Raw genomic sequence first — 24,044 nt, forward strand, 5'->3', positions numbered from 1 at the left:
ACTTAATGGAATTATGGAAATATCAATATGGCTTTTAACAACATCTCGGCCTTAACATCTCCTTTATCTGAATTGCAGCTATCAAAACTGCAACAGGCTATGGCTGATTTAACACCCGTTCAGATGGCTTGGGTTAGTGGTTATCTGGCTGCGGTAAGCCAGGCGCCGGCAACCGTCGAAACGGCTGTTAGCTCGGGTCAACACCTGACCATCTTGTTTGGCTCACAAACGGGCAATAGTAAAGGTGTTGCAGAGCAATTGGCGGATCAGGCAACCGCTAAAGGTATTACTAATGTGTTAGTTTCTATGGCTGATTATAAAGTTAAAAACATTAAAGCTGAAACGCATCTTATTGTTGTGGTAAGTACCAACGGAGAAGGTGAAGCGCCCGATGATGCCATTGATTTCCATGAATTTTTAGCCACTAAAAAAGCGCCAAAATTAGACAACTTAAAATTTGCGGTATTAGCGCTTGGCGATTCCAGTTATGAATTTTTCTGTCAAACAGGAAAAGATTTTGATCAACGTTTAACTGCGCTTGGGGCAACCGCTATTATCGATCGCTTAGATGCCGATATTGATTACGAGCAACAGACCCCGGAGTGGTTTGAGCAGGTATTAGATAAAGTTGAACAAACTATTGAAAAAGGCGGTTTTGTAGCCCCCTCTAAAGCCTCGATCGAAACCCCTGTAAGTGCCAATAAATATGACAAAAAGAGCCCTTTTGCAGCGAGTTTGCTAACCAGCCAAAAAATAACCGGTGCACGCTCTACAAAAGATGTCCGCCATATTGAAATTGATTTAGAAGGCTCAGACCTGCATTATAAAGCGGGTGATGCATTGGGGGTTTGGTTTGAAAACGATCCACAATTGGTTGATGCGTTAATCAAAAGACTTAAACTGGATCCGCAAGAGCAAGTTAAGATAGATGATAAAAATGTTTCCTTAAAAGAAGCGTTAACTGAATCCCTCGAGCTAACCGCTACCCATCCGGCTTTTGTAGAAGGTTATGCCACGTTAACCAAGAGCAAAAAATTATTAACCCTCGCTGCAGATAAAAGTAAATTACGTGATTTTGCTAATACGCATCAAATTATTGATGTGATCAGTAAAAGAGGCTGTAAAGCAGTCACCGCTGAAAAATTTGTGACTTTACTGCGCCACCTCAGTCCGCGTTTATATTCAATCGCCTCAAGCCAAACTGAAGTCGAGCAGGAAGTGCACCTTACGGTTGGTGCGCTGACATTTGAGAATACAGACGGTGAAGTACGCCAAGGTGGTGCTTCAGGATTCCTCGCGCATCGTTTGCAGGAAGGTCAACAAGTGAAAGTGTTTATCGAAGATAATCACAACTTCCGTTTACCCGCTAATCCTGAAACAGCGGTTATTATGGTTGGACCAGGCACCGGTATTGCACCTTTCCGCGCATTTTTGCAGGAACGTGATGCAACCGAAGCAACGGGTAAAAACTGGTTGTTTTTCGGAGAGCAAACATTTAATGAAGACTTTTTATATCAAACAGAATGGCAAGGTTTCTTAAAATCAGGTTTATTAACCAATCTGGATTTAGCTTTCTCTCGCGACCAAGCTGAGAAAATTTACGTTCAGGATCGCCTTAAAGAAAATGCCCGTGAAATTTATCAATGGTTACAGGAAGGTGCACATTTTTATGTCTGCGGTGATGCCAACCGAATGGCCAAAGATGTCCAACAAACATTAATCGAAATTATCGGCACTCAAGGTAAGAAAAGCCTTGAAGATGCTGAACAATATTTAACTGAATTACGTCAAGCAAAACGCTACCAAAGGGATGTCTACTAATGAGCCAGAAATTACACGATAACGAACGTATTAAAATTGAAAGTAACTTTCTTCGCGGTAAATTAGTGGAAGGACTGAATGATAATACTACCGGTGCTTTTATACCTGATGACGTGCAGTTGGTTAAGTTTCATGGTTTATATCAACAGGATCATCGTGACTATCGCGCTGAGCGTAAAAAACAGAAATTGGAGCCTTTATACTCATTTTTGTTACGCGCCCGTTTACCCGGTGGTGTAGTCACGCCTGAGCAGTGGTTAGAGATTGATCGCATCGCAGAAGAATTAACCGATGCGGGCAGTATCCGTATTACCACACGTCAGACATTCCAGTACCACGGCATTTATAAACGTAATCTAAAGTCAGTTTTCCAGGAACTTAAGTTTAAGGCAAATATTGATTCTATGTTCACAGCGGGTGATGTTAATCGTAATACTATCTGTACATCAAACCCGGAACAGTCAGAATTACATACTCAGGTTTACGAACTATCTAAAAAAATCAGTGAACATTTTCTACCCAAAAGTAATGCTTACGCTGAAATCTGGTTAGATGGTGAGAAAGTTCACGAAACCGAACAAGAGCCAATTTACGGCAACATTATGTTGCCGCGTAAATTTAAAATAGCAGTCGCATTGCCGCCCTATAATGATGTCGATATTCACGGTAATGATCTTAACTTTGTCGCCATTATTGAAGGTCAAAAGATAATAGGTTACAACGTGGTAGTGGGTGCTGGTTTAGGAATGACCCATGGAGATAAAACCACCTTCCCGCGTTTAGGGGATGATTTTGGCTTTATTGCAGCCGACAAAGTGATTGAAGTGGCAGAAGCTGTCGTCACTACACAACGCGATCTTGGCAATCGTGTTAGCCGTGCTCACGCCCGCGTTAAATACACCTTAGAAACCCATGGTGTTGAAAAATTTAAAGGTGAAGTGGAATCACGCTCCGGCATTAAATTTGCGGCATCACGCCCCTATCAATTTACCGAGCGTGGCGATCGCATCGGTTGGATAAAAGGGATTGATAATAAATGGCATTTAACCGTCTTTATTGAAAATGGCCGTATTCTGGATTACCCCGGTAAACCGCTTAAATCCGGTTTAGTTAAAATAGCCAAAGTGCACCAGGGCACCTTCCGCATGACGGCCAACCAGAACCTTATTATTGCCAGCGTACCGGAAGCACAAAAAGAGACGATTGAAGCATTAGCACGAGAGTGCGGTTTAATTGATGATGGCACTACCAATCAGCGCAAATATTCAATGGCCTGTGTGGCACTGCCAACCTGCCCGCTAGCGATGGCCGAAGCTGAACGCTATCTGCCGGCTTTAGTCACCGATGTGGAGGCACTGTTAACCAAGCATGGTATTGGCGACGACCATATCATTTTACGGGTAACGGGCTGCCCTAATGGTTGTGCTCGTCCTATGCTTGCTGAAGTGGGCTTAATAGGTAAAGCGCCAGGCCGTTATAACCTTTATCTTGGCGGTAATACCAACGGTACCCGCTTGCCTAAGATGTACAAAGAAAATATTGATGAAGCGACTATTATAACGACCATGGATGAGTTAATTGGTCGTTGGGCAAATGAACGCGAAAGCAGTGAATGTTTCGGTGATTTTGTTATCCGTGCTGCTATTGTTGCTGAGGTCATTATCGCTTCTAAGGATTTTCATGACTAACAGATTAGATCTAACCCAACTGCTTAGTTTAGATAAAGCACAACAGACTGAGGCATTAAAAGAAATTAATGCCCAGCTTGACAAGAAAACCGCTCATGAACGTGTTGAATGGGCGATTAAACACCTTGAAAGTGAATTTGTTTTATCATCAAGTTTTGGCATTCAAGCCGCTGTCTGCCTGCATTTAATTACTCGAGTAAAAGCGGATACGCCTATTATTTTAACGGATACGGGTTATCTATTTCCGGAGACCTATCGTTTTATTGATGCGTTAACCGAAAAATTAAATCTTAACTTGAAAACTTATCGTGCCAAGCACAGCAGTGCCTGGCAGGAAGCACGCTACGGTAAATTATGGGAGCAGGGTGTTGACGGATTAACTCAGTACAACTTAATCAATAAAGTTGAACCGATGAAACGTGCGCTTAAAGAGTTAAATGCAAAAACCTGGTTTTCGGGTTTACGTCGCTCACAAGCATCCAGCCGTGGTGACCTGCCGGTGTTAAGCATTCAAAATGGCTGTTTTAAATTTTTACCCATTATTGATTGGAGTAATAAAGACGTTTATTACTATCTCAATGATCATGGTCTTGAGTACCACCCTCTTTGGGAGCAAGGTTATGTTTCAGTGGGTGATGTACAAACCTCTCAACCTCTGGAAGCGGGCATGAGCGAAGAAGATACACGATTCTTTGGTTTGAAACGCGAATGCGGACTGCATGAAGATGATGTAGAAGAGCAAGGTAGTGGGATTTAACCTTCACAAAAGGCTGTCGGCTATCGGCTGACAGCTCGAAGCGTTACCGCCAGAGCACAACATTTTAAAACGCCTTAACTGGCGTTTTTTTAGCGCTACAAAACAAGCTGGAAGGCTCGAGCGACAGCTCGAATGCTCGTAGCATTCCCGCCCTCTAGCGTTCCCGCCTTCCAGCTTTTTTCTTTCGGGCATAAAAAAAGAGAGCCTTAGCTCTCTTTTTTTGTATTGTTCAATCTAAGGAGTAAAAATTACTCGATGATTTTAGAAACAACACCAGCACCTACAGTACGGCCACCTTCACGGATAGCAAAACGTAGACCTTCATCCATAGCAACTGGACCAATTAAGTCAACAACAAACTTAAGGTTATCACCAGGCATTACCATTTCAACACCTTCAGGAAGCTCAACAGCACCTGTGATATCTGTAGTACGGAAGAAGAACTGTGGACGGTAACCTTTAAAGAAAGGAGTGTGACGACCACCCTCATCTTTACTTAGGATGTACACTTCGCCTTCGAATTTAGTGTGTGGCTTGATTGAACCAGGTTTAGCAAGAACTTGACCACGTTCAACGTCATCACGTTTAGTACCACGTAAAAGGATACCAACGTTCTCGCCAGCACGACCTTCGTCAAGCAATTTACGGAACATCTCAACACCAGTACAGGTAGTTTTAACTGTTGGACGTAGTCCAATAATTTCAACTTCTTGACCAACTTTGATGATACCGCGCTCAACACGACCAGTAACAACAGTACCACGACCAGCAATTGAGAATACATCTTCAATTGGTAGGATGAATGGTTTGTCGATATCACGCTCAGGAAGAGGAATGTAAGTATCAAGAGCTTCAGCAAGTTCCATAACTTTAGCTTCCCATGCTGGGTCGCCTTCAAGTGCTTTAAGAGCAGAACCCTGGATAACTGGTAAGTCATCACCTGGGAAGTCATATTCAGAAAGAAGTTCACGAACTTCCATTTCTACTAGTTCAAGTAGCTCTTCATCATCAACCATGTCACATTTGTTCATGAACACGATTAAGTGAGGAACACCAACTTGACGAGAAAGCAGGATGTGCTCACGCGTTTGTGGCATAGGACCATCTGTTGCAGCAACAACTAGGATACCAGCATCCATTTGTGCAGCACCAGTGATCATGTTTTTAACATAATCGGCGTGTCCAGGACAGTCTACGTGCGCGTAGTGACGAGTATCAGTATCGTACTCGATGTGAGAGGTATTGATTGTAATACCACGTTCGCGCTCTTCAGGTGCGTTATCGATAGATGCGAAATCTTTAACTTCACCGCCGTGTGCTTTAGTTAAAACAGCAGAGATAGCAGCTGTTAGCGTTGTTTTACCATGATCGACGTGGCCGATTGTACCAACGTTTAGATGTGGTTTTTTACGTTCAAATTTTGCTTTAGACACAGTGTGTACCTTCTTTATCAGTTAATACCTCTCCACATGCCATCACATGGAAAGGTTATAGTTTAATTTATTTTTTATTTCGCTTCAATAATTGCGTTAGCTATTTTTTTAGGTGCATCCGCATATTCTGAAAACTCCATTGAATAAGATGCGCGCCCCTGAGTTGCCGAGCGTAATGCGGTTGCATAACCGAACATCTCAGCAAGCGGTACTTTAGCATGCACGATTTTAACGCCACCAAGGCCATCATCCATACCTTCAATCATACCGCGGCGACGACTCAGGTCACCCACAACATCACCCATCCAATCTTCCGGCGTAGTCACTTCAACATTCATAACGGGCTCAAGAATAGTTGCATCAGCTTCTAATGCCCCGTTTCTGAAGCCTATCATACCTGCAATCTTAAATGCCATCTCACTTGAGTCAACTTCATGGAATGAACCATCAAATAAAGTCACTCGCACATCCAGCATCGGATATCCAGCAAGCACACCTTGGTTCATTTGTTCTTCACAGCCTTTGCTAACGGCCGGAATATATTCCTTCGGAATAGTCTTCCCAACAATTTCGTTAACAAATTCAAAACCTGAACCCGCTTCAAGCGGTTCAAGTTTAAGATGGACATGCCCATAATGGCTAGGTCCTTCGCCCTGACGAATAAATTTACCTTCCACTGAAACCGTTTTACGGATAGTTTCTCGGTACGCTACCTGTGGGTTACCCACGTTACAGTTCACACCAAACTCACGACGCATACGATCCACGATAATATCCAGGTGAAGTTCACCCATACCGGAAATCAGGATCTGCCCGGATTCCTCATTCGTTTCAACACGGAAAGAGGGATCTTCAGCAGCCAGCTTCTCTAATGCGATAGTCAGTTTATCCTGGTCGGCCTTAGTTCTAGGCTCAACCGCGATCTGAATTACCGGTTCAGGAAACTCCATGCGCTCAAGAATCACTTTATGCTCAGGAGAACAAAGCGTATCACCCGTAGTGACATCTTTAAGGCCGATTGCAGCAGCGATATCACCGGCGCGCACCTCTTTGATCTCTTTACGGTCATTGGCATGCATCTGAACGATGCGGCCAAAACGCTCTTTCTTCATTTTCACTGAGTTATAAACATGATCCCCTGAATTAACCACCCCTGAATATACACGCATAAATGTTAACGTTCCCACAAAGGGGTCCGTTGCAATTTTAAACGCCAATGCAGCAAAGGGAGCTTCATCAGTCGCTGGACATTCAACTTCATTCTCTTTTTCATCCACGCCTTTAATTGCGTCAACTTCAGAAGGAGAAGGAAGAAAGTCAATAACAGCATCTAACACCGACTGCACGCCTTTATTTTTAAAAGCGCTGCCGCAGGTTGCTAGTACAATTTCATTGTTTAACGTACGGATACGTAAACCAGCTTTGATTTCATTGAGAGAAAGATCACCCTCTTCAAGGTATTTTTCCATCAGTTCATCGTTTGCTTCAGCCGCTGCTTCTACAAGTTCTTCGTGCAGTTGTTCTGCACGCTCCTGTAGATCAGCAGGAATGTCGTAATATTCAAACGTCATTCCCTGATCTGTATCGATCCAATTAATCGCCTTCATTTTAATCAGGTCGATGACCCCTTTAAACTGCTCTTCAGCTCCAATATTCAAATGAATTGGAACACAAATTGCGCCTAAACGAGCTTGGATTTGTGCAACTACAGCTTCAAAATCAGCACCCGTTCGATCCATCTTATTCACAAATACGATACGCGGAACGTGGTATTTGTTAGCTTGACGCCAAACGGTTTCCGATTGAGGTTCTACACCGGATAAGGCACAAAACACCACAACTGCACCATCTAATACCCGTAACGAACGTTCAACTTCAATAGTGAAATCAACATGTCCCGGAGTATCAATAATGTTGATACGATGTTGTTCGTACTGTCCCTGCATGCCTGACCAGAATGTCGTCGTCGCGGCAGAGGTGATAGTGATACCACGCTCCTGCTCCTGCTCCATCCAGTCCATTGTTGCTGCACCATTGTGTACTTCACCCATTTTGTGAGATACACCGGTGTAGAACAATACACGCTCTGTCGTTGTTGTTTTACCCGCATCGACATGAGCAACAATGCCGATATTCCGGTAGCGCTCGATAGGAGTTGTACGTGACAAAATGATGTCCTTATAAATATAACTAAGCTTGTATCGAAACGAAAAGCACAAGCAAAAGCTTGTGCTAGATTCCTACCAGCGGTAGTGAGCAAACGCTTTGTTAGCGTCAGCCATACGGTGAACGTCTTCACGTTTCTTAACCGCAGAACCTTTATTGTCAGATGCATCAACCAGCTCACCAGCTAGACGTAATGCCATTGATTTTTCACCACGCTTACGTGATGCTTCAACTAACCAACGCATTGCTAACGCATTACGACGAGAAGGGCGAACTTCTACAGGAACTTGGTATGTTGAACCACCAACACGACGAGATTTAACTTCGACGCTTGGGCGTATATTTTCAAGAGCTACTTCAAAAAGATCCAGTGCAACTTTGCCGCTTTTATTTGCAGCAGCTTCTAGTGCACCATATACGATTTTTTCTGCGATAGATTTTTTGCCGTCAACCATTACAACGTTAACGAATTTTGCTAAAACTTCTGATCCGAACTTAGGATCTGGAAGGATTTTACGAGTACCTACGACGCGTCTTCTTGGCATCTTGTTTTCTCCGTGCGCTTCAGGAAATTACCCAAAACATATTAATAAAATAGTGTTTGTTTGGCCTTACTTACGGAAAAGCTTATGCTTTAGGCCGCTTAGCACCGTACTTAGAACGACCTTTACGACGTGCAGTTACACCAGAAGTATCCAGTGCACCACGTACTGTATGGTAACGAACACCCGGTAAATCTTTTACACGACCGCCACGGATCAAGATTACACTGTGCTCTTGCAGGTTATGGCCTTCACCGCCGATGTACGAAGTGACTTCGAAACCGTTAGTTAGACGAACACGAGCAACTTTACGCATTGCCGAGTTAGGTTTTTTTGGAGTAGTAGTATATACACGAGTACATACGCCACGTTTTTGCGGGCACGCTTCCAGCGCAGGAACGCTAGTTTTTTGAACTTTGTCCTTACGCGGATTGCGTACCAATTGTGAAATTGTTGCCATCTTTAAATAGCTCCTAAAATGTGTGTGTATGAAAAATCAACCCTTAAATAAGGGTTGCAAGAGTTTACGCTGAATACAAAAGGGAGTCAATAATTAAGCAATTGTGTTTTTGCTCACAACTAGAGAAGAAAAGCTTTAAGGCTGAAAAGCTTTAAGGCTGGAAGGCTCAAAGCCCGAAGCTCAAACCTTCCCGTCTTCAAGCCCTCAAGCGCCTTCTCGCCTTTAAGCCCTGTTACCAGGCTAATTGGCTTTTATGCTGGATCACCAGATTGACAAATTGCGCATAATCACAGCTTTGACCTATCGAATGAGTCACGCCGCGCGCATCAAGATCAGCCTGTACAACAAACAGACGATTTTGCTGCGCAAGTAATTTTAGTTGCGCAAAGTGTCCATGATCAGCATGACTTGCGATAACTGCGTCTTCCATTAACAATAACGAATCTTGTTCAGACAACAGATTTAAACAATTATTAATTGCCAATGTTTGAAAGGGTGATGTTTTTACCGTATGCAATATCATACTTATACCAAATCCATTAATTTTAGATTCATTTATGCTGGTTAAAATGCAGGCTAGCTAGACATAAAACTGCGTTTTAGTCTTTGCTATTGATTTTATAATTAGAAACTCAGCAGTTGATCTTGGAGGTTTAATTGTTGTTGTAACTGTTCTTTATTGATAGCTTCTACCTCCACCACCAACATCTCAGTGGTTAGGCCTCGCGCTTGAAGCGATCGAACGCAAACATAGATATTTTCCACATCATAGAGTGCCAGCATTTTAAAAAGTGGCTGGTAATGTTTCTGCAATATTTCGCCGGGATCCTGTCTGCCAAGGAGTTGATATACACCATCATCGATAAAAAAAAGTGACAGTGATTCATTAAATGCCGACATTGCCAATGCAAGATCTAAGGATTCCCGTCCATTTGCGCGACCGTGTGGTGCACTGCTATTAATAACACCTACTTTTTTTTCCGCCATTTTATACCCGTTATGATCCTCAATACTCTGGATTAGTTTTCAATATTAGCTAATAAAATCAATAATTTATTTCATATTGTCGAGTTATATAACTTATCTAAATATCAGAGAATCAGTCAGAAGTGTCCGAAGTATTAATCCTAGAACTGCACTAAACGGTCACAATTTGCACTCAGCTCGGCAAGTTGCCCCAGACCACTTAAAACAAATGGCGCTTGCAGATTAAACTGCGTAAGCCCTAATTGTACGGCCTCTTGCTGATCGATGATACCGCGCCGCAGTGCCGCAGAAACACACACTTCCAAAGGGAATTGAAATTCGCCGGCAAGTGCTGCCCACAATGTCGGCAGGTTAATTTCATCACTCGCCGGACTGACTAACTGACTGGCGTTTAACACCCCTTCCTGATAGAAAAATACGCCGACTATTTGATGTCCTGCCGAAAGAGCGGCGGCACAAAATTGATAAGCGCTACTACCGCTTTGTGTACCGTATGGCGCACCAGATACAACAATTGAAAATTTAACTTTTTGTTGTTCCATTTAAAAACACTCTATCAATAGGTGACAAGCCACGAGCTGTCTGCTATCAGTTTCTGCTATCTGCTGCGAGAGATTAGCTGCGAGAGATTAGCCACGAGCTGCGAGAGATTAGCCTCGAAGCTCGTAGCTCGAAGCTAGAAGCTCAAAGCTCGTAGCTCGTAGCTCAAAGCTCGTAGCTAGAAGCTCTTAAGCTTTGCTAATAGCAATCGCTTCAACTTCCACTAAAACATCTTTCGGTAAACGTGCTACTTCAACACAAGCACGGGCCGGAGGATTTTCAGGAAAGTACTGGCTATAAACCGTATTAAAAGCAGCAAATTGACTCATATCTTTAATAAAACAAGTGGTTTTTATAACACTGCCGGCATCCGCATTGGCTTCAGCTAAAACAGCCATTAAGTTGTCCATTACCTGTTTAGTCTGCTCGCTTACCCCACCTTCCACTATTTCCATGGTTTCTGGTATTAAAGGGATTTGGCCGGAAGTAAAGACCAACTCGCCAAATTTTATAGCCTGTGAGTATGCTCCAATTGCTGCCGGCGATTTTGTTGTGTTTATGATTTCTTTAGTTGTCATCTGTCGATCATCCTTAATAGATTAATTAGCGTGGCTATATATTGGATTAAATAATGAGGAAAAACAAGAAAATAAAGCGTAATGGCTTGAAGGAAAAAAGGCTTGAACGATCTTTCATGCCTTCTAGCTTTCCAGCTATCTAGCCTTGTGACTTTCCCAGATACAAAAAAAGGTGCCGAAGCACCTTTTTTATTGACCGTGAAATTAGTGATTAATCACCAAAATCAACTGCATTTAGCAAGTCAGCTAAGTTTTGTTCAGCTGTACCTGTATCTACGACTGCTTCTTCAACTTTTGGTGCCAGTTCAGCAGCTTTCGCAGCAGCTCGCGCTCTATGATGAGCGAAACCAGTACCAGCCGGAATCAGACGACCAACGATAACATTCTCTTTCAGGCCGTGTAATTGATCACACTTGCCAGCAACAGCAGCTTCCGTAAGAACACGTGTTGTTTCTTGGAAAGATGCAGCTGAGATAAACGACTCAGTTGCTAGAGATGCTTTGGTGATACCTAATAACTGGTAATCAAAAGTAGCAATTGCTTTACCTTCAGCTACCAAGCGGCGGTTTTCAATCACAACACGTGCAACTTCAGCTTGCTCGCCTTTTAGGAATGCAGAATCACCATTGTCAGTAATTGTACCTTTACGCAGCATTTGGTTAACGATAACTTCGATATGTTTATCATTAATTTTTACGCCCTGTAAGCGGTAAACTTCCTGTACTTCATTAGTGATGTAGTTAGCAACCGGGCTAATACCACGTAAACGAAGAATATCATGTGGAGATTCAGGACCATCGGAAATAACCTCACCTTTTTCAATCTTCTCACCTTCGAAGATGTTCAGGTGACGCCATTTAGGCACCATCTCTTCATAAGCTTCACCGTTTGCCTGGGTAATAACTAAGCGGCGTTTGCCTTTAGTTTCTTTACCAAATGCAAGCGTACCAGAAACTTCAGCAAGAATGGCTGCATCTTTTGGCGTACGCGCTTCAAACAGATCGGCAACGCGTGGTAGACCACCCGTGATATCACGTGTTTTTGAGCTTTCTTGAGGAATACGTGCAACCGCATCACCCACTCGTACTTTCGCGCCATCTTCAAGACTAACGATTGCGTTTGCAGCAAGTGCATATTGAGCCGCAACGTCTGTCCCAGGAATGAACAAGTCATTACCCTGTGGATCGACAAGTTTCACCATCGGACGCAATTCTTTACCAGCATTAGGTCGCTGTGCCGGATCGATGATAACAGTACTTGATAAACCGGTAAATTCATCGGCTTGTTTAGTAATACTCAGACCTTCGATAAAGTCTAAGAACTGAACCGTACCTTCCACTTCCGTAATAATTGGATGTGTATGCGGGTCCCAGTTAGCGATGATTTCACCAGAAGTAATTTCAGCACCATCTTGTTTCTCAAGTACAGCACCGTAAGGCAGTCTATGGTTTTCTTTAGTACGGCCTAATTTATCAATAATAGTTAATTCTGTTGAACGAGAAGTCACAACGACTTTCTGTTCAGAGTTAATTACAAACTTAGCGTTATGCAGTTTGATTTTACCCGTATTCTTAACTTGAATATTGTTTTCAGAAGCAGCACGAGATGCAGCACCACCGATGTGGAAGGTACGCATTGTAAGCTGTGTTCCTGGCTCACCGATTGATTGCGCTGCCATAACACCGATTGCTTCACCTTGACCGACCATATGGCCACGAGCAAGGTCACGACCGTAACATTGCGCACAAGCACCAAAGTCTGTTTGACAGGTAATAACTGAACGTACCCATACTTGGTCAACCGAGGCTTCTTCGATAAGGTCACATAGTTTTTCATCAAGCAGAACGTTACGGGCGATTAAGACTTCGCCTTTCGTTCCTGGTTTAATGATGTCTTGAGCAACAACACGACCAAGCACACGTTCACGAAGCGCTTCAACAACATCACCACCTTGAATAAGCGGTGTCACTAACAGACCATCTTCACTACCACAATCTTTTTCAGTGATAACTAAATCTTGCGCGATATCAACAAGACGACGCGTTAGATAACCCGAGTTTGCTGTTTTAAGTGCGGTATCGGCCAGACCTTTACGTGCACCGTGCGTGGAGATAAAGTACTGAAGTACGTTTAGACCTTCACGGAAGTTCGCGGTGATCGGCGTTTCGATGATTGAACCATCGGGTTTAGCCATCAGACCACGCATACCAGCTAACTGACGAATCTGTGCAGCACTACCACGCGCACCGGAGTCGGCCATCATATAAACGCTGTTAAACGAATCTTGCTGAACTTCTTCACCTTTACTATTAACAACAGTATCTTTAGAAAGGTTTTCCATCATCGCTTTGGCAACCTGCTCATTCGCACTTGCCCAGATATCGATAACTTTGTTGTAACGCTCACCAGCAGTTACAAGACCTGCCTGGAACTGTTCGTGAATCTCTTGAACTTCAGCTTCTGCAGCTTCAACTAAGGTTTTCTTAGTAGAAGGAATAACCATATCATCGATACATACCGAAGCACCTGACAAGGTTGCATATTCAAAACCGGTATACATTAATTGGTCAGCAAAAATAACCGTATGCTTAATACCCAACAGACGGTAACAGGCATTCAGTGCAGTCGATATTTGCTTTTTACCCATGGGTAAATCAACAAGCTCAAAAGGCAAACCTTCTGGCATGATTAACGATAAAATCGCACGGCCAACGGTCGTTTCAATAATGTTAATTGATTCTGTACGGCTCTTGTCGTCAGCAATATGAACTTGTTTCATACGTACTTTAACAATCGCTTGTAAACCAACAGCGCCGGCACGGTAAGCTTTTTCCGCTTCTTTCGCGCTTTGGAACCACATGCCTTCGCCTTTAGCATTTATCTTAGAGCGAGTCATGTAATAAAGGCCAAGTACAACATCTTGAGAAGGAACAATAATCGGCTCACCATTTGCTGGCGATAGGATGTTATTGGTCGACATCATCAAAGTACGTGCTTCAAGCTGTGCTTCAATAGTTAACGGTACGTGTACCGCCATTTGGTCACCATCGAAATCGGCATTGTATGCCGCACAAACTAGCGGGTGAAGCTGAATCGCTTTACCTTCAATCAGTACGGGTTCAAATGCCTGGATACCCAATCTGTGCAGTGTTGGTGCACGGTTAAGCAGTACTGGATGTTCGCGAATCACGCCTTCCAGAATATCCCAAACTTCGCCACCTTCACGATCAACTAATTTCTTAGCCGCTTTGATAGTAGTCGCAAGACCTAAAGCTTCCAGTTTTCCGTAAACAAACGGCTTGAACAGTTCAAGTGCCATTTTCTTAGGAAGACCACACTGGTGTAAACGCAGTGTCGGTCCTACTGTGATCACAGAACGGCCGGAGTAATCTACACGTTTACCGAGTAGATTCTGACGGAAACGACCCTGTTTACCTTTGATCATATCAGCAAGTGATTTCAGAGGACGCTTGTTAGAACCGGTAATAGCACGGCCACGACGGCCATTGTCTAATAATGCATCCACAGACTCTTGTAACATACGTTTTTCGTTACGTACGATGATATCTGGCGCCGCTAGATCTAGTAGGCGTTTTAGACGGTTATTACGGTTAATAACACGACGGTATAGATCATTTAGATCCGATGTCGCAAAACGACCGCCATCAAGTGGCACTAACGGACGTAAATCAGGCGGAAGCACTGGCAATACAGTCAGGATCATCCACTCTGGTTTGTTTGAAGACTGGTGGAAAGACTCAACCAGTTTCAAACGTTTAGTTAATTTCTTACGCTTAGTTTCAGAGTTAGTAGTACCTAGCTCTTCACGCATTTCAGAGATCTCATGGTCGAGATCCAGCTGTTTTAATAGTGAGAATATAGCTTCTGCACCCATTACAGCTTCAAACTCATCGCCCCACTGCTCAAGCATGTCTAAATATTCTTCTTCAAGAAGAATTTGACGACGCTCAAGATCTGTCATGCCTGGCTCTACAACCACGAAAGATTCAAAATACAGGATACGTTCAATATCACGCAGGGTCATATCAAGCATTAAGCCGATACGAGACGGTAATGACTTAAGGAACCAAATGTGAGCGACAGGGGATGCTAATTCGATATGGCCCATACGGTCACGACGAACTTTAGACTGAGTTACCTCAACACCACATTTTTCACAAATAACACCACGATGTTTCAGGCGCTTGTACTTGCCACATAAACATTCGTAATCTTTAATTGGACCAAAGATACGCGCACAGAATAAACCTTCACGTTCAGGTTTAAAGGTACGGTAGTTAATTGTTTCTGGTTTTTTCACTTCACCAAATGACCATGAGCGGACCATTTCAGGTGATGCTAAACCAATTTTAATACCATCAAATTCTTTGGTTTTATTTTGCTGCTTTAAAAACTTTAATAAGTCTTTCACGCTACTCTCCCATAGGAGTTAAAACTAGGCGCCTTAATTTTCAAGACGCCACATATTTACTACAGCTTAATGCTTAGTTACTTTCATCTAGCTCAATGTTGATGCTTAATGAACGGATCTCTTTCAACAATACGTTGAATGATTCAGGCATGCCTGGTTCCATTCTATGGTCGCCGTCAACGATGTTTTTATACATCTTAGTACGACCGTTAACATCATCGGATTTAACCGTAAGCATTTCTTGAAGAGTGTAAGCAGCACCATAAGCTTCCAGTGCCCATACTTCCATCTCACCAAAACGCTGACCACCGAACTGCGCTTTACCACCAAGTGGTTGCTGAGTTACTAAGCTGTAAGAGCCAGTAGAACGCGCATGCATCTTATCATCAACCAAGTGATTCAGTTTCAGCATGTACATGTAACCAACGGTCACAGGACGTTCAAACTCAATACCCGTACGGCCGTCAGTCAGTTGTAATTGACCTGATTCAGGTAAATCAGCCATGCGTAATAACTCACGGATTTCGCCTTCGTTGGCACCATCAAATGCAGGTGTCGCAACGGGTAAACCTTTGTACAGGTTCTTAGCTAAACGCATTACCGCTTCATCATCAAAATCATTAAGATCAACATGACATGGCGCATCACCGAAAGAGTATAGTTTCTGTACAAATTCGCGCACTTTAGCAATTTCAATATCACGCTGGTATTTGATCATACGCTCAAGTTTTTCGCCCACACCTTTGGCAGCAAGACCTAAGTGAGTTTCCAAAACCTGACCAATGTTCATCCGTGACGGTACACCCAGCGGGTTAAGTACGATATCAACAGGAACACCAAACTCATCATGCGGCATATCTTCAACAGGAACGATGTTTGAAATAACACCTTTGTTACCGTGACGACCCGCCATTTTATCACCAGGCTGCAGGCGACGACGGACAGCTAGATACACTTTAACAATCTTCTGAACACCAGGAGCAAGATCATCACCTTGAGTGATTTTACGACGTTTGACATCAAACTCTTTATCGTAATCAGCTTTGACTTCATCGTATTGAGTAATGATTTGATCTAAATAAGACTGTTTAGTTTCATCATCAATCTGCACTTCTAACCACTGTGCACGAGGCATCTGTAGCAGACGCGCTTCATCCTGACCGGCACCAACAAGAATAGCTAAGGCTTTTTCATAAATTGCGTTTTCTAAGATTTTGAACTTTTCAGTTAAATCTTTCTTCGCCGCTTTAAGCTGCATTTCTTCTATTTCAAGCGCTCGTTTATCTTTTTCAACACCATCTCGAGTAAAGACTTGTACGTCAATAACCGTTGCGTAGGTTGAGGCAGCTACACGTAAAGAACTGTCTTTAACGTCCGATGCTTTCTCACCGAAGATAGCTCGTAATAGTTTTTCTTCAGGTGTTAGCTGTGTTTCACCTTTAGGTGTCACTTTACCAACGAGGATATCACCTGGTTTAACTTCAGCACCCACGTACACAATACCTGATTCATCAAGTTTGCTCAGTGCAGCTTCGCCAACGTTCGGGATATCAGCAGAAATTTCTTCACTACCCAATTTAGTTTCACGTGCGACACATGAGAACTCTTGAATATGGATGGTGGTGAATCTGTCTTCCTGTGAAACACGCTCAGAAATAAGGATTGAATCCTCGAAGTTGTAACCGTTCCAAGGCATGAAGGCAATCTTCATGTTTTGGCCCAAAGCAAGGTCGCCCATATCGGTAGACGGGCCATCGGCCAGTACATCACCGCGAACAATTGGTTCGCCAGGTTTACAAGTTGGTTTTTGGTTAATACAAGTATTCTGATTTGAACGTGTGTATTTGGTTAAATTGTAAATATCGATACCCGCTTCGCCAGGAAGGAGCTCGCTATCATCAACTTTAACAACAATACGGGATGCATCAACATAATCAATAATACCACCACGTTTGGCGATAATTGTAACACCCGAATCGATTGCAAGACGACGTTCAATACCTGTTCCTACAAGCGGTTTATCCGCACGTAAAGTTGGAACGGCTTGACGTTGCATGTTCGAGCCCATTAAGGCACGGTTAGCATCATCGTGTTCTAGGAATGGAATTAATGACGCCGCGACAGAGATTATCTGTTGTGGTGACACATCCATGTAATCGATATCCGCAGGGCTCAAAAAGGTAGACTCACCTTGATGACGACAAGGGATCAATTCTTCGTCCAACACACCATTTTCATCAATACTGGCGCTTGCCTGTGCAATGACGAATGAACCTTCTTCAATCGCAGAAAGGTATTCAACGCGATCCGTTGGTTTACCATCTTCAACTTTACGGTAAGGTGTTTCTAAGAAACCGTAACTGTTGGTGCGTGAGAAAGTTGCCAAGGAGTTAATCAGACCAATGTTTGGTCCCTCTGGCGTTTCGATTGGACACAAACGACCGTAATGCGTTGGATGTACGTCACGTACTTCAAAGCCCGCACGTTCACGCGTTAGACCACCAGGTCCTAATGCTGAAATACGACGTTTATGAGTTACTTCTGAAAGCGGGTTATTTTGATCCATAAACTGTGACAGTTGTGATGAACCGAAGAACTCTTTAACAGCAGCAGAAATAGGTTTCGCATTGATTAAATCCTGTGGCATAGTTGCATCAAGATCGCCCAGAGACAGACGCTCTCTTACGGCACGTTCAACACGTACTAAACCAACACGGAATTGGTTTTCAGCCATTTCGCCAACACAACGAATACGACGGTTACCAAGATGATCGATATCATCGACAATGCCGTCACCATTACGGATAGCAATAAGTGTTTTCATTACACTTAAGATGTCATCCTTGGATAAAATACCAGCACCTTCATCGCCGTCAATACCAACACGACGGTTGAACTTCATACGGCCAACTTTAGAAAGCTCGTAACGTTCTTCAGCAAAGAACAGGTTGTGGAATAAACCTTCTGCTGCGTCTTTAGTTGGTGGCTCGCCCGGACGCATCATACGGTAGATTTCAACTAACGCTTCAAGGCGATTACTTGAACTATCAACACGTAATGTATCGGAAATAAATGAACCGCAATCTAGTTCATTAGTGTAAATAATATCAAAAGATGTAATACCCGACTGAGTCAGTTCCGCTAATATTTCAAGCGTTAATATGTCGTTGGCATTAACAATGATTTCACCGGTTTCTTTACTGATGTAATCTTTAGCAACAACCAAATCTTTCTCTGCAATGTACTCAACAGGCACATCAAGCGTATTGATATTATCTTTTTCAAGCTGTTTAATATGGCGAGCGGTAATACGCTTGCCCTGCTCAACATAAACTTTGCCGTTTGCGGCAATATCAAATAACGCCATCTCACCACGTAAGCGGTCAGCAATTAGCGACATTGAGATGACACCGTCTTTAATGTCAAACTTGGTTGTGTCGTAGAATATGGCTAGAATTTCTTGTGTCGAATACTCAAGCGCTCGCAACATAATAGTTGCAGGGAGTTTACGACGACGGTCAATACGAACAAAGAGGTTATCTTTAGGATCAAATTCAAAGTCTAACCAAGAACCGCGGTACGGAATTACGCGTGCATTATAAAGTACTTTACCAGAACTGTGCGTTTTACCTTTATCGTGGTCAAAGAATACACCAGGACTACGATGTAATTGGGACACGATAACACGCTCAGTACCATTGATTACAAAAGTACCATTTTCTGTCATGAGTGGCATTTCACCCATGTACACTTCTTGTTCACGAATATCTTTAACCGTGCCGGCTGGTGCATCACGATCATAAATAACAAGACGTAATTTAACGCGCAATGAAGCAGAGTATGTTACTCCACGGATTTGGCATTCTTTCACATCAAATACCGGCTCACCTAAACGGTAGCTGACATATTGCAATTCTGATGTGCCTGAATAACTGGCGATAGGGAAGATGCTGTTAAAAGCAGCCTCAAGACCAACTTCTCCAGTTAAATCGACTTCAATGAATCGTTTGAATGAATCTAGTTGAATCGACAACAAGTATGGTTTTTCCATCACCTGTGGACGTTTACCAAAATCCTTACGAATACGTTTTTTCTCAGTATAAGAGTAACCCATGTGGTTCCTTTGCTCGCTGATAAGTGATCATAGCTGTCCTGGTCTATTTTTAGACCTCTATTATAAGACAACGGCGAACATTATTTTCGTGTTAATGATGCGTTCTTTAACATCACCTTAAGTGTCCGACACCGTAAAAAATAATGAGAAATTACGGTATCCTATAGCGCAAAAAGGCCGGTGATTAAATAATCACCAGCCAATGCCATTTACATGGCTAATAAGTTATAAAATATGACTTATTTAAGTTCAACAGTTGCGCCGATTTCTTCTAACACAGCTTTAAGAGCTTCAGCATCTGCTTTAGAGATACCTTCTTTAATAGCTACTGGGCAAGATTCAACAGCGTCTTTAGCTTCTTTCAGGCCAAGACCTGAAGCAGCACGAACGGCTTTGATTGCTTTAACTTTGTTTTCGCCGAATGTTGTCATTATAACATCAAATTCAGTTTGTTCTTCAACAGCTTCAGCAGGGCCAGCGGCACCAGCAACAGCAGCTGCTGCAGATACGCCGAATTTTTCTTCCATTGCTGTGATTAACTCAACAACTTCCATTACTGATAATTCAGCAACAGCTTCAATGATTTGGTCTTTAGTAATAGACATGACTCAATTCCTATCTAAATATAATTAGTATGACAGCGATTATGCTGCAGATTCTTCTTTCTGGTCGCGAATTGCAGCCAGAGTACGTACAAGTTTGCCAGCTGCAGCTTCTTTCATAGTAGCCATCAGTTTCGCAATTGCTTCATCGTATGTCGGTAGTGTTGCTAGACGGTCAAGTTGAGCGGCTTCAATAAATTCACCCTCAAACGCTAGACCCTTAATTTCAAACTGATCATTAGCTTTAGCGAAGTCTTTTAATAGACGAGCCGCTGCACCTGGATGTTCGTTTGAGAAAGCAAGGATCGTAGGACCTATAAACAGATCTGCTAGACATGCAAAATCAGTCCCTTCAAGCGCACGACGTGCTAATGTGTTACGTACTAAACGTAAGTTAACACCTTCTACACGTGCTTGTGCACGAAGTGCATTCATTTTACCCACTGTTACGCCACGTGAATTGGCAACAACAGCAGACAAAGCGATTTTAGCAGCTTCGTTGACTTCAGCGACAATAGCTTTTTTGTCTTCGAGTCCTAATGCCATTTGGTTTTACTCCTGGATTCCACCGGGTTTTACCCCAGCTAAACACCCTCATCAAGGTTAAATTATTGATGAGGCACTAATTCGGTAATCGGATCCAGGTAGAATAATTCTGTCTGGGGTCCGGCACCATCTACGTAGGAAATTAAGTTTAACTAAGGCTAAACACCTACGGTCTCAGAAGGGACCTAAGGCCCTCCAAAGTAAGGCGACAAATTATACAGATAATTTACCGCCTTGTATACACACATCACATTTCAATAAAAATATGCTGTGTATAAAAAATTAAGCTACCGTTGCTTTAACAGATGATGTATCGACTTTTAAGCCGGCACCCATCGTTGTAGATAGACTAATTTTTTTCAAGAATTGACCTTTAGCGCCTGAAGGTTTGCCTTTAATAAGAGCTGCCAATAGTGCTTCAAGGTTTTCTCGGATTTGTACAGGTGTGAACGTTACTTTACCGATTGTAGAATGGATAATACCATTCTTATCATTACGGTAACGGATTTGACCCGCTTTCGCGTTCTTAACAGCTGTTGCAACATCTGGTGTTACTGTGCCAACTTTAGGGTTAGGCATTAGACCACGAGGACCTAAGATTTGACCTAATTGACCTACAACACGCATTGCGTCTGGAGATGCAATTACAACATCAAAATTCAGTTCACCGGCTTTAACTTGTGCAGCAAGATCGTCCATGCCCACAATATCTGCACCGGCAGCTTTAGCTGCTTCTGCATTTGCGCCCTGTGTAAATACAGCAACACGAACAGTACGACCAGTACCGTGTGGCAATACTGTTGCGCCACGGACATTTTGATCACTACGACGAGGATCAACACCCAGGTTTACTGATACATCAATGCTTTCGGTAAATTTAGCAGTCGCTAGCTTTTGTAAAAGAACAACAGCTTCATTGATTTCATATTCTTTAGTCGCGTCAACATTGTCGCGAACAGACTTCATACGTTTTGATAATTTAGCCATGATATTAGCCCTCTACTTCCAGACCCATTGAACGGGCAGAACCCGCTATACAACGTACCATCGCTTCATGATCGGCACCCGTTAAATCAGATTCTTTAATTGTTGCAATTTCTTCAAGTTGGACTTGTGTTACTTTGCCCACTTTATCTTTATTAGGAACTGCAGAACCAGATTTGATACCAGCTGCTTTCTTAAGTAAGAAAGATGCAGGTGGTGTTTTTGTTACGAACGTAAAAGAACGATCTGCATAAACTGTAATAACAACTGGCGTTGGAGCGCCTTTTTCCATGGTATCTGTTTTTGCATTGAATGCTTTACAGAATTCCATGATATTAACACCGTGTTGACCAAGAGCAGGACCTACTGGTGGTGACGGATTAGCCATACCAGCTTTAACTTGCAGCTTGATATATGCTTGTACTTTTTTAGCCATAATATTACTACCTATATTTGGGTGTAGCGCTATCTTCCGAATGAAAATAGCTTCCCGATTAAAAAGGGCGGCAGATTATAACTATAATCTGCCACCCTCCACAAGATCTTTTGCTGTTTTTTTAACCTTTAAGGCTATTTAAACCGCTTTTTCTGATAATTAACTGTCTTTTTCTACTTGAGAAAACTCTAAATCAACGGGTGTTGCACGACCGAAGATAGAAACAGATACTTTCAAACGGCTCTTTTCATAGTCAACTTTCTCAACCGTTCCGGTGAAATCGACAAAAGGACCTTCAGTAACACGTACAATCTGACCCGCTTCAAACAGTGTTCTTGGTCGTGGAGAATCATGCGACTCTTGAAGACGATTAAGAATATTATCCACTTCTTTTTGAGAAATCGGTGCTGGACGCTCTTTACTGCCGCCGATAAATCCCATCACGCGATCAATACTTTTCACTAAATGCCAGCTATCATCATTCATCGCCATTTCAACTAACACGTAGCCAGGAAAGAATTTACGTTCACTTTTACGTTTTTGTCCGGCGCGCATCTCAACAACTTCTTCCGTTGGGACTAAAATTTGGCCGAAGTGCTCTTCCATTTCATTTAATTTAATATATTCGAGTAATGTTTTTTGTACACGCCCTTCATAGCCTGAAAATGCTTGCACCACATACCATCTCTTTTTTTGTAACTCTTCTGACATATTAAATCCTTAAATTGCGGTGGTAATAAATGCGACTAGGCGGACGAGTACGCCATCAAGACCCCATAAAATCAGACCAACAATTGCTGATACGGCGAGGATAATTAATGTTGTCTGCACTGTTTCTTGACGTGTAGGCCAAACTACTTTGCGTACTTCTAAACGAGCATCTTTAGCGAAAGCGATGAATACTTGTCCCTTTTCCGTCATAACGGCAGAAAAGACAGCAAGTGCAGCTAACAGCAGCAAAATGCCTACACGCACTAAAATATTTAACGAGTCACCAACCATATAATTACCAACAATAATTGCCACTAGTAATACGGTTGTAACACCCCATTTAAGACCGTCGAATGAACTTGTTTTATTTTCAGTATTCATTGTACTCATAACGCGTTGTACCCATTGTTAAATTAATAATCGTTTTTGTGCAAAAGACACTGTCTGAGGCATCAAATTAACTCGTTTTACTGTAAAACGCAGTGTAAATTCACACCTGAAATTAAAGCTCGTCAGTATAAGGATTTTTATTGCCTTTGTAACGCAATAATCCTTATTTTTTACAGAAAAAGAACTTCTTGAGCAAACTTAATCAACATATCTGCGCCTCCCGGTTGCCTCTCAATTGGGTTATTAACACCCTAAAACAGCTTTTTTTACTCGGTCACCACCGTTGAGGCCTTGATGTTAAATCATTTTTGGATCGCGGAAAAGCGATCGCTTCGGCTTAACAATAGTCAAGTTTTTATCTGCCAATATAATAAAAGTCAAATAATAACATATTTAACTTAACAATAGGCAGAGTGATATTACAATAAGAGATCCAACAACGGCTCTAAACTTGCAAAAAAGGGTTACTATCAGACTTTAAAAAATCAACTAAAATGAGCAGTAGAAAGTTGTTTCTTGGAAAGGGTTTGTATTCTTCACCACCGAGGACACGGAGGCTTCGCACACAGAGAAAAAATCACCACTGACCGCCGAGCCTAAAGGCCCGGCTCCGAAAAAACAACCTGTTCCGAACACACTGATGCCGGAACCGCGCCTTTAGGCGGGGCAAATGTTTTGGAAAAACATCCGGTTGAAAATTATCAATACGCTGCTTCAACAAAGTAACAAGTGCCGAGCCTAAAGGCTCAGTTCCGAAAGTAATATCCTAATCTTTCCTCTGTGTCCTCGGTGGTTAAACTTAATAAAAAATTCACCACAGAGAGCACAGAGGCTTCGCACACAGAGAAAAAACAATA

The 24,044-nt window shown here is 42.6% G+C and carries 19 protein-coding genes; 3 read left to right on the plus strand and 16 right to left on the minus strand.

Annotation, left to right across the window (positions count from 1 at the left end; genetic code table 11):
- The first annotated feature begins 27 nt into the window (after positions 1–27).
- The 3 genes from CXF72_RS14795 to CXF72_RS14805 are packed head-to-tail and all read left to right on the plus strand — an operon-like array spanning position 28 to position 4,266.
- Positions 28–1,821 carry an assimilatory sulfite reductase (NADPH) flavoprotein subunit gene (locus CXF72_RS14795; protein ID WP_101040040.1) on the plus strand — a complete coding sequence of 598 codons (1,794 nt, stop codon included), beginning with the start codon at positions 28–30 and terminating at the stop codon, positions 1,819–1,821.
- Entirely contained in the window at positions 1,821–3,509 is a 1,689-nt protein-coding gene (cysI, locus tag CXF72_RS14800; protein ID WP_101040042.1) for an assimilatory sulfite reductase (NADPH) hemoprotein subunit, read from the plus strand. The genes CXF72_RS14795 and cysI overlap by 1 nt, the downstream gene beginning before the upstream one ends.
- On the plus strand, positions 3,502–4,266 hold the full coding sequence (locus CXF72_RS14805; protein ID WP_101040044.1) for a phosphoadenylyl-sulfate reductase: 765 nt from the start codon (positions 3,502–3,504) through the stop codon (positions 4,264–4,266). Before cysI ends, CXF72_RS14805 begins: the two co-directional genes overlap by 8 nt.
- A 248-nt stretch (positions 4,267–4,514) precedes the next feature.
- Here CXF72_RS14805 and tuf read toward each other — a convergent pair whose 3' ends face one another.
- The 16 genes from tuf to secE all read right to left on the minus strand — a co-directional run bounded on the left by tuf (position 4,515) and on the right by secE (position 23,187).
- Positions 4,515–5,699: an elongation factor Tu gene (tuf, locus tag CXF72_RS14810; RefSeq protein WP_101040046.1), complete on the minus strand. Its 1,185-nt coding sequence runs from the start codon at positions 5,697–5,699 to the stop codon at positions 4,515–4,517.
- A 74-nt stretch (positions 5,700–5,773) separates the two neighbouring features.
- The gene (gene fusA / locus CXF72_RS14815; protein ID WP_101040048.1) at positions 5,774–7,867 is read right to left on the minus strand and encodes an elongation factor G; all 2,094 of its coding nucleotides are present in this window, start codon (positions 7,865–7,867) and stop codon (positions 5,774–5,776) included.
- A gap of 72 nt (positions 7,868–7,939) precedes the next feature.
- Positions 7,940–8,410 carry a 30S ribosomal protein S7 gene (gene rpsG / locus CXF72_RS14820; RefSeq protein WP_101040050.1) on the minus strand — a complete coding sequence of 157 codons (471 nt, stop codon included), beginning with the start codon at positions 8,408–8,410 and terminating at the stop codon, positions 7,940–7,942.
- A gap of 82 nt (positions 8,411–8,492) precedes the next feature.
- Positions 8,493–8,867, minus strand: coding sequence for a 30S ribosomal protein S12 (rpsL, locus tag CXF72_RS14825; RefSeq protein WP_011771676.1), 375 nt, complete (start codon positions 8,865–8,867; stop codon positions 8,493–8,495).
- Positions 8,868–9,099: 232 nt separating this feature from the next.
- Complete coding sequence (tusB, locus tag CXF72_RS14830) at positions 9,100–9,390, minus strand: sulfurtransferase complex subunit TusB (protein ID WP_101040052.1); 291 nt, start codon at positions 9,388–9,390, stop codon at positions 9,100–9,102.
- 101 nt (positions 9,391–9,491) lie between these two features.
- Positions 9,492–9,854 (minus strand): sulfurtransferase complex subunit TusC, encoded by a 363-nt coding sequence (gene tusC / locus CXF72_RS14835; RefSeq protein ID WP_101040054.1) that lies wholly within the window; start codon positions 9,852–9,854, stop codon positions 9,492–9,494.
- A gap of 140 nt (positions 9,855–9,994) precedes the next feature.
- Entirely contained in the window at positions 9,995–10,396 is a 402-nt protein-coding gene (gene tusD, locus CXF72_RS14840) for a sulfurtransferase complex subunit TusD (protein ID WP_101040055.1), read from the minus strand.
- A 186-nt stretch (positions 10,397–10,582) separates the two neighbouring features.
- Complete coding sequence (locus CXF72_RS14845; protein ID WP_101040057.1) at positions 10,583–10,972, minus strand: RidA family protein; 390 nt, start codon at positions 10,970–10,972, stop codon at positions 10,583–10,585.
- Positions 10,973–11,183: 211 nt separating this feature from the next.
- Entirely contained in the window at positions 11,184–15,404 is a 4,221-nt protein-coding gene (rpoC, locus tag CXF72_RS14850) for a DNA-directed RNA polymerase subunit beta' (RefSeq protein WP_101040059.1), read from the minus strand.
- A gap of 73 nt (positions 15,405–15,477) precedes the next feature.
- Positions 15,478–19,518, minus strand: a complete 4,041-nt coding sequence (gene rpoB, locus CXF72_RS14855) for a DNA-directed RNA polymerase subunit beta (RefSeq protein WP_101040061.1) — start codon at positions 19,516–19,518, stop codon at positions 15,478–15,480.
- A 239-nt stretch (positions 19,519–19,757) separates the two neighbouring features.
- Positions 19,758–20,123, minus strand: a complete 366-nt coding sequence (gene rplL, locus CXF72_RS14860) for a 50S ribosomal protein L7/L12 (protein WP_101040063.1) — start codon at positions 20,121–20,123, stop codon at positions 19,758–19,760.
- Between the two features lie 39 nt (positions 20,124–20,162).
- Positions 20,163–20,666, minus strand: a complete 504-nt coding sequence (gene rplJ / locus CXF72_RS14865) for a 50S ribosomal protein L10 (protein WP_101040065.1) — start codon at positions 20,664–20,666, stop codon at positions 20,163–20,165.
- Positions 20,667–20,948: 282 nt separating this feature from the next.
- Positions 20,949–21,653, minus strand: coding sequence for a 50S ribosomal protein L1 (rplA, locus tag CXF72_RS14870; protein ID WP_101040067.1), 705 nt, complete (start codon positions 21,651–21,653; stop codon positions 20,949–20,951).
- A gap of 4 nt (positions 21,654–21,657) precedes the next feature.
- Positions 21,658–22,086 (minus strand): 50S ribosomal protein L11, encoded by a 429-nt coding sequence (rplK, locus tag CXF72_RS14875; protein WP_101040069.1) that lies wholly within the window; start codon positions 22,084–22,086, stop codon positions 21,658–21,660.
- 159 nt (positions 22,087–22,245) lie between these two features.
- Entirely contained in the window at positions 22,246–22,797 is a 552-nt protein-coding gene (nusG, locus tag CXF72_RS14880) for a transcription termination/antitermination protein NusG (protein WP_101040071.1), read from the minus strand.
- Positions 22,798–22,806: 9 nt separating this feature from the next.
- Entirely contained in the window at positions 22,807–23,187 is a 381-nt protein-coding gene (gene secE / locus CXF72_RS14885) for a preprotein translocase subunit SecE (RefSeq protein WP_101040072.1), read from the minus strand.
- Positions 23,188–24,044 lie beyond the last annotated feature (857 nt).

The organism is Psychromonas sp. MB-3u-54, assembly GCF_002836415.1.
GTDB lineage: Bacteria > Pseudomonadota > Gammaproteobacteria > Enterobacterales > Psychromonadaceae > Psychromonas.

Coding starts and splice junctions, on each gene's coding strand:
- tusD (WP_101040055.1), bottom strand. CDS start 10,396: ATGGAACAACAAAAAGTTAAATTTTCAATTGTTGTATCTGGTGCGCCA.
- rplL (WP_101040063.1), bottom strand. CDS start 20,123: ATGTCTATTACTAAAGACCAAATCATTGAAGCTGTTGCTGAATTATCA.
- CXF72_RS14805 (WP_101040044.1), top strand. CDS start 3,502: ATGACTAACAGATTAGATCTAACCCAACTGCTTAGTTTAGATAAAGCA.
- rplK (WP_101040069.1), bottom strand. CDS start 22,086: ATGGCTAAAAAAGTACAAGCATATATCAAGCTGCAAGTTAAAGCTGGT.
- CXF72_RS14845 (WP_101040057.1), bottom strand. CDS start 10,972: ATGACAACTAAAGAAATCATAAACACAACAAAATCGCCGGCAGCAATT.
- rplJ (WP_101040065.1), bottom strand. CDS start 20,666: ATGGCATTAGGACTCGAAGACAAAAAAGCTATTGTCGCTGAAGTCAAC.
- tusC (WP_101040054.1), bottom strand. CDS start 9,854: ATGGCGGAAAAAAAAGTAGGTGTTATTAATAGCAGTGCACCACACGGT.
- rplA (WP_101040067.1), bottom strand. CDS start 21,653: ATGGCTAAATTATCAAAACGTATGAAGTCTGTTCGCGACAATGTTGAC.
- rpsL (WP_011771676.1), bottom strand. CDS start 8,867: ATGGCAACAATTTCACAATTGGTACGCAATCCGCGTAAGGACAAAGTT.
- rpsG (WP_101040050.1), bottom strand. CDS start 8,410: ATGCCAAGAAGACGCGTCGTAGGTACTCGTAAAATCCTTCCAGATCCT.
- nusG (WP_101040071.1), bottom strand. CDS start 22,797: ATGTCAGAAGAGTTACAAAAAAAGAGATGGTATGTGGTGCAAGCATTT.
- CXF72_RS14795 (WP_101040040.1), top strand. CDS start 28: ATGGCTTTTAACAACATCTCGGCCTTAACATCTCCTTTATCTGAATTG.
- cysI (WP_101040042.1), top strand. CDS start 1,821: ATGAGCCAGAAATTACACGATAACGAACGTATTAAAATTGAAAGTAAC.
- tusB (WP_101040052.1), bottom strand. CDS start 9,390: ATGATATTGCATACGGTAAAAACATCACCCTTTCAAACATTGGCAATT.
- secE (WP_101040072.1), bottom strand. CDS start 23,187: ATGAGTACAATGAATACTGAAAATAAAACAAGTTCATTCGACGGTCTT.
- rpoB (WP_101040061.1), bottom strand. CDS start 19,518: ATGGGTTACTCTTATACTGAGAAAAAACGTATTCGTAAGGATTTTGGT.